This window comes from Xanthobacter sp. 126 (assembly GCF_000526175.1).
GTDB lineage: Bacteria > Pseudomonadota > Alphaproteobacteria > Rhizobiales > Xanthobacteraceae > Xanthobacter > Xanthobacter aminoxidans.
The window spans coordinates 4157605-4171219 of sequence record NZ_JAFO01000001.1; the positions used below are offsets into that span (position 1 = coordinate 4157605).

At 66.2% G+C, this 13615-nt stretch carries 11 protein-coding genes and 1 tRNA gene; 8 read left to right on the plus strand and 4 right to left on the minus strand.

Features of this window, described 5'->3' with window-relative positions:
- Positions 1-108: 108 nt before the first annotated feature.
- Positions 109-1305, minus strand: a complete 1197-nt coding sequence (locus XAN126_RS0119740) for a hypothetical protein (RefSeq protein ID WP_024280289.1) — start codon at positions 1303-1305, stop codon at positions 109-111.
- Between the two features lie 428 nt (positions 1306-1733).
- On the minus strand, positions 1734-2297 hold the full coding sequence (locus tag XAN126_RS0119745; RefSeq protein WP_024280290.1) for a TetR/AcrR family transcriptional regulator: 564 nt from the start codon (positions 2295-2297) through the stop codon (positions 1734-1736).
- A gap of 109 nt (positions 2298-2406) precedes the next feature.
- Here XAN126_RS0119745 and XAN126_RS0119750 point away from each other — a divergent pair, with 109 nt between their 5' ends.
- The 3 genes from XAN126_RS0119750 to XAN126_RS0119760 all read left to right on the plus strand — a co-directional run bounded on the left by XAN126_RS0119750 (position 2407) and on the right by XAN126_RS0119760 (position 5219).
- The gene (locus tag XAN126_RS0119750; protein ID WP_024280291.1) at positions 2407-3195 is read left to right on the plus strand and encodes an SDR family oxidoreductase; all 789 of its coding nucleotides are present in this window, start codon (positions 2407-2409) and stop codon (positions 3193-3195) included.
- Positions 3196-3287: 92 nt separating this feature from the next.
- Positions 3288-4289: an NADP-dependent oxidoreductase gene (locus XAN126_RS0119755; protein ID WP_024280292.1), complete on the plus strand. Its 1002-nt coding sequence runs from the start codon at positions 3288-3290 to the stop codon at positions 4287-4289.
- A 114-nt stretch (positions 4290-4403) separates the two neighbouring features.
- Positions 4404-5219, plus strand: a complete 816-nt coding sequence (locus XAN126_RS0119760) for an oxidoreductase (protein WP_024280293.1) — start codon at positions 4404-4406, stop codon at positions 5217-5219.
- Positions 5220-6042: 823 nt separating this feature from the next.
- On the opposite strand, the gene XAN126_RS0119765 is transcribed toward XAN126_RS0119760, so the two are convergent.
- Both XAN126_RS0119765 and XAN126_RS0119770 read right to left on the minus strand, forming a co-directional pair.
- Positions 6043-6119: transfer RNA gene (locus XAN126_RS0119765), tRNA-Arg, on the minus strand.
- Between the two features lie 353 nt (positions 6120-6472).
- On the minus strand, positions 6473-7147 hold the full coding sequence (locus XAN126_RS0119770; protein ID WP_024280294.1) for a GntR family transcriptional regulator: 675 nt from the start codon (positions 7145-7147) through the stop codon (positions 6473-6475).
- A 304-nt stretch (positions 7148-7451) separates the two neighbouring features.
- Between XAN126_RS0119770 and XAN126_RS0119775 the strand changes: the two genes are divergently transcribed.
- The 5 genes from XAN126_RS0119775 to XAN126_RS0119795 all read left to right on the plus strand — a co-directional run bounded on the left by XAN126_RS0119775 (position 7452) and on the right by XAN126_RS0119795 (position 13576).
- Positions 7452-8822 carry a malonyl-CoA decarboxylase gene (locus tag XAN126_RS0119775; RefSeq protein ID WP_024280295.1) on the plus strand — a complete coding sequence of 457 codons (1371 nt, stop codon included), beginning with the start codon at positions 7452-7454 and terminating at the stop codon, positions 8820-8822.
- A 92-nt stretch (positions 8823-8914) separates the two neighbouring features.
- Positions 8915-10444, plus strand: a complete 1530-nt coding sequence (locus XAN126_RS0119780) for a malonyl-CoA synthase (RefSeq protein WP_024280296.1) — start codon at positions 8915-8917, stop codon at positions 10442-10444.
- A 176-nt stretch (positions 10445-10620) separates the two neighbouring features.
- Entirely contained in the window at positions 10621-11670 is a 1050-nt protein-coding gene (gene dctP / locus XAN126_RS0119785) for a TRAP transporter substrate-binding protein DctP (protein WP_024280297.1), read from the plus strand.
- Entirely contained in the window at positions 11667-12227 is a 561-nt protein-coding gene (locus tag XAN126_RS0119790) for a TRAP transporter small permease (protein ID WP_024280298.1), read from the plus strand. Before dctP ends, XAN126_RS0119790 begins: the two co-directional genes overlap by 4 nt.
- A complete protein-coding gene (locus XAN126_RS0119795; RefSeq protein ID WP_024280299.1) occupies positions 12224-13576 on the plus strand; it encodes a TRAP transporter large permease in 1353 nt (450 codons plus the stop codon). The genes XAN126_RS0119790 and XAN126_RS0119795 overlap by 4 nt, the downstream gene beginning before the upstream one ends.
- The last annotated feature ends 39 nt before the right edge of the window (positions 13577-13615 follow it).

Sequence of the window (13615 nt, forward strand, 5' to 3'; positions counted from 1 at the left end):
GCGCCGCCCTCTCCCTCTGGAGGACGGCGCCGTAAAGCCCACGATCCGGAAAGCTGAAACGACACAAAGCGGGAGAGACGACGATCCGCATCTCCGGCTTTGCGGATCTCAGGCGGCCCGGTCGAGGAGCTTCTTTGCCCGGGCCTCCAGATCGAGGCGGGCATCTTGGTGCGGCTTGTCCCGGGCCACGGCGGTGATGCCCTGCACGAAGTCGAAGATGCTCTCGGGTTTCCGGCCCTCCTCGGCGAGCACAGTGTCGATCACCTTCTGCGTCTCCGCCTTGGAAAACCCCTTGCGGCGCAGGAACTCGGAGCGGTCCTCGTCGCTACGCGCCACGATGCGCTCGCGGGCCGCCCTGATACCGTTGACGAAGGGCAGGGGCGAGGAATTGGCAAAGCGCTCCAGGGCCGGCGCGGCCTGATGGGCGAAGCGCGAGGCGGCGTATTTCGAGTGGCGGATGGTGATCTCCTCGAAATCCTCCACGCCCCAGAGGTTGCGGTTCTGGCAGACGGCCCGCAGATAGAAGCTGGCGATGCCGAGCGTCTTCGCCCCCACCTCCGAGTTCCAGCAATAGAAGCCCCGAAAGAACAGGTCGGGCGAGCCATCCGGCAGCCGACCGGCCTCGATGGGGTTGAGGTCGTCCACCAGGAACAGGAAGACGTCCCGGTCCGAGGCGTAGAGCGTGGTCGTGTCCTTGGTGATGTCGACGCGGGGATTATAGATGCCGGTCGACCAGTCGAGTACGCCTGGCACCTTCCATCGGGTGTCGCCGGTGCCATTGCCGGCAATGCGGCGCACGGCGTCCACCAGCTGATGGTCATAGATGCGGCCGTAGTCGGGACCGGTCACGGCGCGAAGCTCGACCCGGCCATCCTCCACCTCCAGCGTCTTCACCTGCTCGGCGCGGTGCGACAGCAGGCCGTGCTGCAGGTTGATGCCGGCCAACGGTGCTGGGAGCTGACGCAGATAGGAGGCCGGTGCCCCAACGAGGCTCGCAAGCTGGCCGAAGCTCCAGTGGGTCGGGGCCACAGGCGCCTCCGCCCCGGGCAGCGCGAGCGTCAGCCGGTCCGGAGCCTCCCGGCTCGCCTCGACGCGGATGGCGGCGCTCTCCACGGTGCGCGTCCGGCTCCGGTCGGACCGCCCGCGCACCGCGCCATAGAGCTCAGACAGGGACAGGTAGCGCTCGTCCGCCGGGCGGGAGAACCACTCGGAGGACACGCGGCCGATCACCCCGCCGCGGTTCGCATCCACCCTGTATCCGCCTGCCACTTCCCGGCTCGTCTCTAGAACCTGAACCTCAGTCATGGGACCAAACTCCGTGACGGGCGCCGGAAGCCTCTCTCCCGATCTTCAACCCGTCACGGAAATCCGATCCAACCTCTCACTCTCGACAATGCGGTCGGAACGCCGGCCGAATACCGAAGAGCGTCTCGCTCCGGTGGATGGTATCCCGCCGGATTGACGCGTGAGGGAGCGAGGCTGTCACTGCCTCGGGAGCGCCGTAAGCAGAAGTTCGCTGCGGTGAGGACGAACGGCCGGTATGGGGCCGGTGGCAGACTGGCCGCTATTGGGGACTTCAAACGAGCAGCGGACATATCTCCCCGATGAATTGCCAAAGGGTGGAGCTGACCAAAAGGTACCTTCGAAACCTCCGCTTCGAAGTCCATGTCAAATTGCTGGGTGGTCTACTGCCAGCCGAGGATGCGATCCAACACCGTTCGCAGGCCTCGGAACTACAAGGCTGACCCGTCCGTGATCCCCGCTTCGATCCAGGCGCGCGTTTGCGCCAGGATCTCGTCCGAAAGAGCGGGGTCATCAATGGCGCGGGCGAGGATGACGGCGCCCACCATAGCCGCCCAGCTTCCAATCGCGGTGCGGCGCCGGTCTGCCGGATGCGCCTGCGGGAGCGCCGTCTCGATACGGGCGATCTGCGAGCGAAGCCCTTCCGTCATCGCCGCGCGTGCCGCTGGGGTCTGGTGGCGTATGGCGGCGGCAAGGCCCGCCGTGGGGCAACCCGCGGCCGGATTGTCACGATGGCGTGGCGACAGATAGGTGCTCAGATAATGGCTGAAATCGCCGTTTTCGTCTGAGCCCGCCGCGAGGACATGGGCCAGCGTCTGCGCGACCAGATCGTCCTTTGAACTGAAATGCCCATAGAAGCCGCCATGGGTGAGCCCGGCGGCCTTCATCACCTCGGCAACGCTGACCGCGTCGAACCCCCGGTCGCGAAACAGCAAGCTGGCGGCTTCGAGGATGCGGCGGCGGTTCTCCGCCATCTGCTCGCGGCTGACCTTCATTTCAGATTCCTCCGCCCCCGTCATTGACAGTTACATGATGATCATCATATTTATGGTCAAACATGATGATCATCATGTATATGCCCACGAATTGAAGAGAGAGCAACCCATGGCCGCACACCCCTCCGTTCTCGTGACCGGCGCCTCGACCGGCATCGGCGCGGCTTATGCCGAGCGTTTCGCCCGCCGTGGGCATGATCTGGTGCTGGTTGCCCGCAACACGGCGCGCATGGAGGCGCTGGCGGCTCGGCTGCGTGAAGAGACCGGCGTGGCGATCGAGATCGTCACGGCTGACCTGACCCAGCCCGCCGACCTCGCGGTCGTTGAGGCCCGCCTGCGCGACGACGCCCGCATCGGCATCCTCATCAACAATGCCGGAACGGCCATTGGGGGCAGCTTCATCGAGCAGAGCACTGACGCCGTCGCGCAGTTGCTCGCCCTCAACACCACCGCCGTCCTGCGGCTGGCTAGTGCCATCGCGCCGCGTCTGGCACAGGCCGGCGCGGGCGCGATCGTCAATATCGGCTCGGTGGTCGGGCTGGCGCCGGAATTCGCCATGACCGTCTACGGTGCCACCAAGGCTTTCGTGCTGTTCCTGTCGCAGGGGCTCAGCCTCGAGCTCGGCCCGAAGGGCGTCTATGTCCAGGCAGTGCTTCCCGCCGCCACGCGTACCGAGATCTGGGGTCACGTCGGCGCGGACGTCGACGCCATGGCCGGGGTGATGGACGTCAATGAGCTGGTCGACGCGGCCATGATCGGGTTCGACCGCCGCGAGGCCGTCACGATCCCGCCGCTGCCGGATGTGGAGCAGTGGAACGCCTTCCAGGCCGCGCGTCAGGCCATGCTGCCGAACACACGCCAGGAACACGCCGCCGCGCGCTACCGGACGGCCAACTGAGCCTTTGCCCGCCACGGCCCGGCGCGCCGGCAACAGTCCCGTCCTTCCGACCCGCGGCGGGCAATCCGCAGGAAACCAGAAAGCACACCATCATGAAGGCCTTCACCCTCGACAAGTACAAAAAGAGCGGCATCCTGCGCTTTGGCGAAAGGCCGGAGCCCTCATTGGGTGATGAGGATGTCCTGGTCGAGATTCACGCCGCCGGGCTGAACCCTCTGGATTCCAAGATCCGGGATGGCGCCTTCAAGCCCCTTCTTCCGTATCGCCCGCCTTTCGTGCTGGGACACGACATGGCGGGACGGGTCGCGCGGGTTGGCGCGAAGGCCCGCCGCTTCAAGGCGGGGGATGAGGTCTATGCCCGTCCGCGCGATGGCCGGGTCGGAACCTTCGCGGAGCGGATTTCCATCCATGAGGATGATCTCGCGCTGAAGCCGAAGAACCTGACCATGGAGGAAGCGGCGTCCATCCCTCTGGTCGGGCTGACGGCCTGGCAGGCCCTGGTCGACCGCGCCGATTTGCGCAAGGGACAGAAGATCCTCATCCACGCGGGCTCGGGCGGCGTTGGGACATTCGCCATTCAACTGGCCAAGCATCTCGGCGCGACGGTCGCGACGACCACAAGCACCGCCAATGTCGGTCTGGTCCGAAACCTCGGCGCCGATGTCGTGATCGACTACAAGACGCAGAACTTCGAGAAAGTCCTGACGGGCTACGATGTCGTCCTGAACAGCCTGGACGGCGATACGCTCAAGAAGTCCCTGAGCGTGCTGAAACCCGGCGGGAAGCTGATTTCGATCTCCGGCCCACCTGACGCCGATTTCGCGCGGCAGCAGAGGCTGAACTGGATGCTGAGTCAGCTCATGCGCCTTCTGAGCTTCGGCATCCGCAGGAAGGCCAAAGCCCGGGGTGTCCACTACTCCTTCCTGTTCATGCGGGCGGATGGCGGGCAACTGAGCCAGGTCACGGCGCTGATCGAGGCCGGGATCATCCGCCCGATCATGGACCGGGTCTTCCCGTTTGAAGCGACCAACGAAGCCCTGACCTATCTCGACACCGGACGGTCCAAAGGCAAAGTCGTCGTCCGGCTGAAGTGACGGTGGCGTCGCCCTCATCCTGGCTCCGGCCGCCGCCGCAGAGCCAGCCGGCGTTGAATATTGGGGCCGCGATGGCGGACCCGTTCCCTCGTCCAGCAAACAGGATCAGCAGCTATGTCCTCTACATCTCTGAAAACGGCTCTCGTGACGGGGGCATCATCCGGCATCGGCCGTGCGAGCGCCGAGGCCCTGGCGCGGGCCGGCTTCACCGTCTTCGGCACCAGCCGCAAACCGGGCGGAACCGCCCGGAGCCAGGTCACGATGCTGGCCTGCGACGTGACGGATGACAGCTCTGTAGCCGCCCTCGTGTCGGAGGTGCTCGCGCGCACGGGGCGCATTGATGTTCTCGTCAACAATGCCGGCGTCGGCATGTTCGGAGGCGCCGAGGAATCCTCGGCCGCGCAGGTTCAGCGCCTTTACGACGTCAATCTGTTCGGCGTTGTCCGTGTCATCAACGCGGTGCTGCCGTCAATGCGGGCGCGCGGGCAGGGCCGCATCATCAATCTCAGCAGCGCACTGGGGTTTATCCCCGCGCCGTATTCGGCCCATTATGCCGGAAGCAAGTTCGCTGTTGAGGGCTATTCCGAGTCGCTCGATCACGAGGTCCGCGCCTTCAATGTCCGCGTCTGCCTGATCGAGCCCGGAACGGTGACCGGCAATTTCGACCAGAGCGCGCTGGAGCCCGACGCCAAGAAGGCGGAGTATGATGGCGGCCGCGCCTGGGTGCATGACTTCCTCAGGAAGTCGTTGCCGAAGGCGGTCACGCCGGAAGAAGTGGCAGAGGCGGTACTTCTGGCGGCCACGGCTTCGCGCCACAGCCTGCGTTACCCGGTCGGCAAGGTCGCGAAACAGGTTAGCCTGCTGCGTCGCCTGATGCCCGCGCGGCTGTTCGACAAGGCTCTGCGCCAGCAATTTGGCCTGCCCAGTTGAGGACGCTGCAGCCCCGCTCTTGCTGAGTGCTGGTCATACTGCGGAAGACCAGGACTCGGCGCGAACCAGAATGCGATGAGGTATGCAGGAAGGCCAGTTGGAACGGCGTTGCCGTGCAACCTTGGCAGGACGGGCTCAGTTACTCGGCCCAATGTCCGTTCGTGGACGACCCGCCGACTTTAGCTTCTGGCGAAAGGGTGGCGGCGAACCATTTCTCGCGGATGTCCGCTTTTGGGCTGCGACCGTTCCCAGCTCAATGTCAGCAATGGGGGCGCAAAGCGGACGTCGCTGCAGGGCAGTCGAGGGTCGGCCAAGGGTCACTTTGACTCTTGCAAACAGCGCTACCCTCTTCGGCCGATCGTTAGGGCTCAACAAATCCTGAAGCGCAGTCCCGTTAAAAGCGGCAGCAGGGACGGCGGTTGCGGTTGCTGTGCCCCATCATTTAGATCGGCAGGATGGCGCCCTCTCTCGCACGTCGGATCCGTCACGGAGATTGTCAGATCGGCGAACAAGCAGCGAGAAGTGAGGGCGAGGGCTGGGCCGCATGGTGAAAGACGGAGGCTATCCTAGGGCTTTTAAACGAAGACTTGATCGTGGCGGAGGGACGACATCGGCGTCTACCGACCTCATGACAAACCAGAGGCCCTGGCAGCACGGATTGCCAAGCCGAGCATCTCATAGACCATTGAATTTGGAGCAGACGGGATTCGGATGCAGGAACGATCCGCGCCACGCCCCTGCCAAGGCGTGCCAATCAGCTTCCAGCACGAGGACAAAAACGGGGCGCCTGCCACGCAAACACCAAAGCAACTCTTAGTTGCAATGGCGCACCCGACACGATTCGAACGTGTGGCCTCCGCCTTCGGAGGGCGGCGCTCTATCCAGCTGAGCTACGGGTGCCTGCTGCTTACGCAGTGCTTACTCGGATTTCCTGCGAAAGTGAAGCCCTCGGCGATACGCTCGCAAGTCATTGAATTCAAAAACGCTTTTCTTCACACTTTTCGCACCAGCCGGCTTGACACGTGCCTTCGGAGGGCGGCGCTCTATCCAGCTGAGCTACGGGTGCGTGGCGCAGGAGCGGGTTCCTTTTAACGGAAGGCTTGCGGCGCGGCAACAGGGGATGGAGCCGTGTCCACGGCGGCTTGCGGCGAATGCCCGTGCCTTGCGGGAGAACGGGTGGTCCGGTTCGGCGGGGGTGTGGGGCAGGCACCTGGGGCGCTTCAGGCGGCGCGGAGGGGCGCACGCCGGAGCCATCAGCCCGCGTCCTCCAGCGCCTCCGATTCGGCCTGGAGCGCGGCGAGGAGGGTCATGAAACGCTCGCCCTGGACCAGCACGTGAGCCCTGAGGCGCTCGGCGGCGCGGGGGCCGTCGCCGGCGAAGAGTGCATCGACGATGCCCTGGTGCTCGGCGAAAGACGCCTCCACCCGCCGCGGCACTTTCAGCTGAAGACGACGGTAGGGCTGGAGGGCGCGCTGCAATCTCAGCGCCTCCCCCGCCAGAACCCGGTTGCCGGTGGCGGCATAGATGGCGCCGTGGAAACGGGCATTGGCGGGATAATAGGCTTCCTCGTCACCGGCATCGGCGGCGATGCGGCAGGTCTCGTGTGCCTCCGAGATCGCCTCGCGGTCGGAGGGGCCCATGCGCTGCACGGCGAGCCGGCCGCAGGAGGCCTCGATCTCGGCCATCAGCTCGAAGGATTCGATCAGTTCGCGCGGGCCGAGCAGCACCACGAAGGCGCCGCGGCGGGGGCGGATCTCCACCAAGCCCGATGACGAGAGCTGGATCAGCGCCTCGCGGATGGGCGTGCGCGAAACGCCGAACCGCTCGGCGAGGCCCACCTCGTCGAGCCGCTGCCCGGGCTTCAGCCGGCCGGCGACGATATCGTCCTCCAGCGCCTCCCTGAGCCTCGGCGTCTGCTCTCCCCGCACGACGGCGCTCCTTGCGATCTCCCCGTCATCAGAAAGCCGAGTCCGATCATTCAATGCAAGAGAGAAAATCTTGCATACATGATCGTTGACAAAAAATGCAATCTGATCTCTATTGGCCAAAGACGCCGCGGGGATCCTGAAAGATGCCACATCTTGATACCGGAGCGCCATTTTCGCCCCAGACCGAAGGCGGGATCACCCGAAAGAGAACGCCCCGACCCGTCCCCATGGGCTTGCCTTCGCGGACCGGGCACCGTCCCATGATGGCAGGGACATCCGGCAGCGGGGCTGGTGGAGTGCGGCGATGAGTTCGAATACGTCCTTCTTCGGCGATCTTCTCACCACCATCGCGGATCGCGGCCGTGCCCTGCTCGACCGCAACACACGCACGTCCGGCGCCACCAAGGCGGCGACGCTGGTGGAGCGGTGCGAGCAGCTTCTCTCCGGCCGCGGCGAAGCCTCGGGCGTCGCCCTCGCTACCGACATTCTCGATCGCTACGCCCGCATGAAGACCGGCGAGCGCATCGCCTTCTTCGAGGCGCTCGCCGAGACCTTCGGGCCGGACCGCGCCCGTCTTGATGCCGCCATCGCCAGCTATGGCCGCACCGGGTCGGATGCGGCTGTGGCCGAACTCCACCTCGCCAGCGAGCCGCGCCGGCAGGAGCTGTTCCGCCGCTTCAACATGGCCGCCGGCGCGACGCTCTCCCTCGTCCGCATGCGCGAGCACCTGATGGACGCCATGGTGCACCGGCGCGACCTCGCCGCCGTGGATCGCGATTTCAGCCACCTGTTCTCGTCCTGGTTCAACCGGGGGTTCCTCGTGCTGCGACGCATCGACTGGTCGACGCCCGCCAACGTGCTGGAGAAGATCATCCGCTACGAGGCGGTGCACGCCATCCGCGACTGGAACGATCTGCGCGCCCGCGTCGACAGCCCGGACCGGCGTTGCTACGCCTTCTTCCATCCGGCGCTGGTGGACGAGCCGCTGATCTTCGTGGAAGTGGCGCTCACAAAGGACATTCCCGGCGCCATCGCCCCGGTGCTGGACCAGTCGCGCGAGCTGCTGGAGCCGGAGAAGGCCACCACGGCGGTCTTCTATTCCATCTCCAACTGCCAGCGCGGGCTCGGTGGCGTCTCCTTCGGCAATTTCCTCATCAAGCAGGTAGTGGAGGAGATTTCCCGCGAGATTCCCTCGCTCACCACCTTCGTCACCCTCTCCCCCGTCCCCGGCTTCCGCGCGTGGCTGGACGGCGAGCGCAAGGCCGAGACGCCGGCCGCCCTCACCGCCGCCGACAAGGAGACCCTCAAGGCGCTCGATACGCCGGACTGGGCCGAGAAGGCGGAGGTGCGCGAGGCCCTGACACCGGTGCTGAGCGCCGCCGCGGCCTATTACTTCCTCGTCGCCCGCACGTCCAAGGGCAAGCCGGTGGACCCGGTGGCCCGCTTCCACCTCGGCAACGGCGCGCGGCTGGAGAAGATCAATCCCATGGGCGACCTCTCGCCCAAGGGCATCGCCCAGGCGGCGGGGCTCATGGTGAACTACCGCTATGTCCTCGCCGACATCGAGAAGAACCACGAGACCTTCGCCGGCAAGGGCGAGGTGGTCGCGAGCCCGGCGGTGAAGAAGCTGCTGCGGGCGGATGCGGGCGCCCGTGCGCTTGTTCCGGTGTCCTGACCTGCCGGTGTCCTGAACGGCCGGTTTCCTGAACTGCCCGTGTCCTGAGCTGCCCGCCGCCCCACAGGCACTGTCGCCAACGAGACGAAGACATGAGCGAGAACCACCTCTTCAGCGCCATCCGCGCCGCCATCCCGGCGATGGACAAGCCCCTCGCCCGCCTCATCGACGGGACGGTGGAGACCTATGGCGACGCCCTCGCCCTTTCCGCCCGCCTCGCCAACCTCCTGGTGGCGCGCGGCGTGAAGCCCGGCGACCGGGTGGCGGTGCAGGTGGAGAAATCCTGGCCCGCGCTCGCGCTCTATCTCGGTGCGATCCGCGCGGGCGCGGTCTACCTGCCGCTCAACACGGCCTATACGCTGAACGAAGTCGAATATTTCCTCTCCGATGCCGAGCCCACCGTGTTCGTGTGCCGGCCGGAGATCGAACAGGACGCGCGGGCGCTGGCCGCCCGGCTCGGCGTCGGCGCGGTGGAGACGCTGGGCACCGACGGCAAGGGGGCGCTGACCGAGGCCGCCGCGGGCTTCCCCGACACGTTCGCGGATGTGGCGAGCGGGCCGGACGATCTCGGCGGCATCCTCTATACCTCGGGCACCACGGGCCGCGCCAAGGGCGCCATGCTCACCCACGACAACCTGCTCTCCAACACCAGTGCGCTGAAGGACTACTGGCGCTTCACAGCGGACGACGTGCTGCTGCATGCGCTGCCCATCTTCCACACCCATGGCCTGTTCGTGGCCACGAACATCGTGCTTCTGGCGGGCGCGAGCATGGAGTTCCGCTCCAAATTCGACCCGAAGGAGGCCATCGCGCTGATGGCGGCGGGCAAGGTGACGACGCTCATGGGCGTGCCCACCTTCTACACCCGCCTCCTCGACCAGCCGGGCCTCACACGCGAGGCGACGAAGGGCATGCGCCTGTTCGTCTCCGGCTCCGCGCCGCTGCTGGCCGAAACGCATCGCGCCTTCGAGGAGCGCACCGGCCACGCCATTCTCGAGCGCTACGGCATGACCGAGACGGGGATGAACACCTCCAACCCCTATGACGGCGCGCGCATCGCCGGCACGGTGGGCTATCCCCTGCCCGGCATCAGCGTGCGCGTCACGGATCCCGAGACCGGCGCGGTGCTCCCCACCGGCGAGATCGGCATGATCGAGGTCCAGGGCCCGAACGTGTTCAAGGGCTACTGGCGGATGCCGGAGAAAACGGCCTCCGAATTCCGCGACGGCTTCTTCATCACCGGCGATCTCGGCAAGATCGACGAGACCGGCTACGTCCACATCGTCGGCCGCGGCAAGGATCTGGTCATCACCGGCGGCTTCAACGTCTATCCCAAGGAAGTGGAAGGCGAGATCGACGCCATCCCGGGCGTCGTGGAAAGCGCGGTCATCGGCGTGCCCCACCCGGATTTCGGCGAGGGCGTCACCGCCGTCATCGTCGCCCAGAAGGATGCGAGCCTCACGGAGGAGGCCATCCACCGGGCCCTCGAAAATCGTCTTGCCAAGTTCAAGCAGCCGAAGCGCGTCTTCTTCGTCTCCGAGCTGCCGCGCAACACCATGGGCAAGGTGCAGAAGAATATCCTTCGGGACACCTACAAGGACATCTATCGTAACGTCGCCTGACCCAAGGGACCGCGCCGCCGGCAACGCCAATCAGCCGCCGGCCAGTCCCCGCCAAGTATCTGGTCCCTCAAGGATTATGAAGTCGACCTGCCGGACCCCGGATCAACCGGGGCCGGCCACATGAAACGGGAAGAAACGCCACAGGCCCACAGCCACCGGGCCAAGAGAGGAAACGCATGTCCAACGACCATTCCCTCATCCATCGCCCGGTTTCCCGCCGCCTCGTGCTCGCCGGCGCTCTGGCCGCGCCTGCCGTGCTGCGCTTCACCGGCACCGCTCATGCGGCGACGACCCTCAAGATCTCCCATCAGTTCCCCTCCTCCTCCGGCGAGGAGGGCGACTTTCGCGACCGGCTCGTGCGCCGTTTCGCGGCGGAGGTGACGAAGCGCACCAACGGGGAGCTGGCCTTCGAGGTCTATCCCGGCTCGTCCCTGATGAAGACGAACGCCCAGTTCTCGGCCCTGCGCAAGGGCGCCCTCGACCTCTCGCTCTATCCCATCTCATACGCGGGCGGCGAGGCGCCGGAGTGCAACATCGGCCTCATGCCGGGGTTGGTGGTCTCCTACGACCAGGGTCTCGCCTGGCGCACCAAGCCGGTGGGGCAGGCGTTCTCGGAATATCTCGAAGGCAAGGGCGTCAAGATCCTCACCTGGGTCTGGCAGGCGGGCGGCGTCGCCAGCCGCGAGAAGCCGCTCATCGCGCCCGAGGATGCCAAGGGCATGAAGATCCGCGGCGGCTCGCGCGAGATGGATATGGTGCTGCAGGCCGCCGGCGCCGCCGTGCTGTCACTGCCGTCCAACGAGCTTTACGTCGCCATGCAGACGGGCGCGTGCGACGCCGGCATCACCTCTTCCACCTCCCTCATCTCCTTCCGTCTGGAAGAGCTGGCGAAGCAGCTCACCACCGGGCGCGGCAAGTCCTACTGGTTCATGCTGGAGCCGTTGCTGATCTCCAAGGCGGTGTTCGACAAGCTGCCCAAGGCGCAGCAGGACGTGCTGACCGCCGTGGGTCTGGAGATAGAGGCCTTTGGCAAGGCCGGCGCCATGGCCGACGACACCAAGGTCGCCGAGGTGTTCGCCAAGGCCGGCGCCAAGATCCACGATCTCGACGCCGCGACGGTGGAGAAGTGGCGCGCAATCGCCCGCGACACCGCGTGGAAGGACTATTCCGCCAAGTCCGCCGGCTGCGCCAATCTCATGAAGCTCGCGCAGGAGGTGCCGGCATGAGCCACGGGCTCGATCTCGGCCACGGCGCGGGCGCGCGGGCGGAGGCGACTCACGCCCCTCCCCTGCTGGCGGCGGCGCACGGGCTGCTCAGGCGGGCCAACCGGCTCATCCTCGCCCTCGGCTCGATCGCCCTCGTGGCGGCGAGCCTCATCCTCTCCTACAGCGTGGTGTCGCGCTTCTTCTTCCACGCGCCCACCTATTGGCAGGACGAGGCCTCCGTCTTCCTGCTGGTGGGCGTCACCTTCATGACCGCCGCCTTCGTGCAGAGCCAGCGCGGCCATGTGGCCATCGATGCCCTCGCCCACATGCTGCCGCCGGGCCTGAACCGGGTGCGGCAGTTCGTGGTGGATCTGTTCAGTTTCGCCTTCTGCGCCTTCTTCACCTGGAAATCCTTCACCCTGTGGCACGAGGCGTGGGTGGACGGGCAGGTGACCTCCTCCACCTGGGCGCCGCCCCTCTCCATCCCCTACGGCGTGATGACCGCCGGCATGGGCCTGCTCTCGCTGCAGATCCTCATTCAGGTTCTCGCCGGACTTCTGGAAAGGGTGGAACGATGAGCACGGCTCTCGTCGGCCTCCTCTATGGCGGGGCCACCCTCGGCACCATGTTCCTCGGCATGCCCATCGCCTTTGCGCTGGGCGCGGTTGCGGTGCTGTTCATGGTCGGCTTCATGCCGGCCGCCTCCCTCGATACGGTGACGCAGAACGTCTACGAGGAGATGGCCTCCATCACCCTCCTGTCGATCCCGCTCTTCATCCTGAAGGGGGCGGCCATCGGCAAGTCGCGGGCGGGGCAGGACCTCTATTCGGCGCTGCACGCCTGGATGCACAAGATCCCCGGCGGCCTCGGCATCGCCAACGTGTTCGCCTGCGCCCTGTTCGCCGCCATGGCCGGCTCCTCGCCCGCCACCTGCTCGGCCATCGGCTCGGCCGGCATTCCGGAGATGCGCAAGCGCGGCTATTCCGGCGCCTTCGCCGCCGGGCTGATCGCAGCCGGCGGCACGCTCGGCATCCTGCTGCCCCCGTCCATCACCATGATCCTCTATGCGGTGGCGGCCGAGCAGTCGCTGGGCCGCCTGTTCCTCGCCGGTCTGGGGCCGGGGCTGCTACTGGTGACGCTGTTCGCCGGCTACGCCATGGTGCGCTTCCGGCAGGAATATGCGGCGGCGAAGAAGGCCTATGCGGAGACCGGGGCGCCCTCCGCCTTGCTGCACGAGGAAAATCTCACGTTGCGCGACCGCTTCGCCGCCCTGCCCCGGGTGCTGCCCTTCGTGGTGCTGCTCACCGGCGTGATGGTGGCGCTTTATGGCGGCTATGCGACCCCCTCGGAGACTGCGGGCCTCGGCGGCGTGCTGGCGCTGGCGCTCATCGCTTTGATCTACGGCGTTTGGACGCCGAAGGAGCTGTCGCCCATCCTCACCTCGACCATCCGCGAATCCACCATGCTGATGATGATCATCGGCATGTCCCTGCTCTATTCCTACGTCATGAGCTACCTGCACATCAGCCAGGCAGCGGCGCAGGCGATCGTGGCGCTCAATTTGTCCAAATGGCTGCTGCTTGCCACCATCCTGGTGCTGGTGGTGGTGCTGGGCTTCTTCCTGCCGCCGGTGTCCATCATCCTGATGACCGCGCCGATCATCCTGCCGCCGCTGAAGGCGGCCGGCTTCGACCTGATCTGGTTCGGCGTGGTGATGACCATCGTCATGGAGATGGGGCTCATCCACCCGCCGGTGGGGCTCAACATCTTCGTCATCAAGAACATCGCGCCCGACATCCCGCTGAAGGACGTGATCTGGGGCACGGTGCCCTTCGTGCTGCTGATGCTGCTGGCGGTGATCCTGCTCTGCCTGTTCCCGCAGATCGCCACCGGCTTCCCCGACCTCGTGATGGGCAAAGGCCGCTGAGGCGGCCGACGTAACGGGAAAGGGCCGCTGACGCCCCGC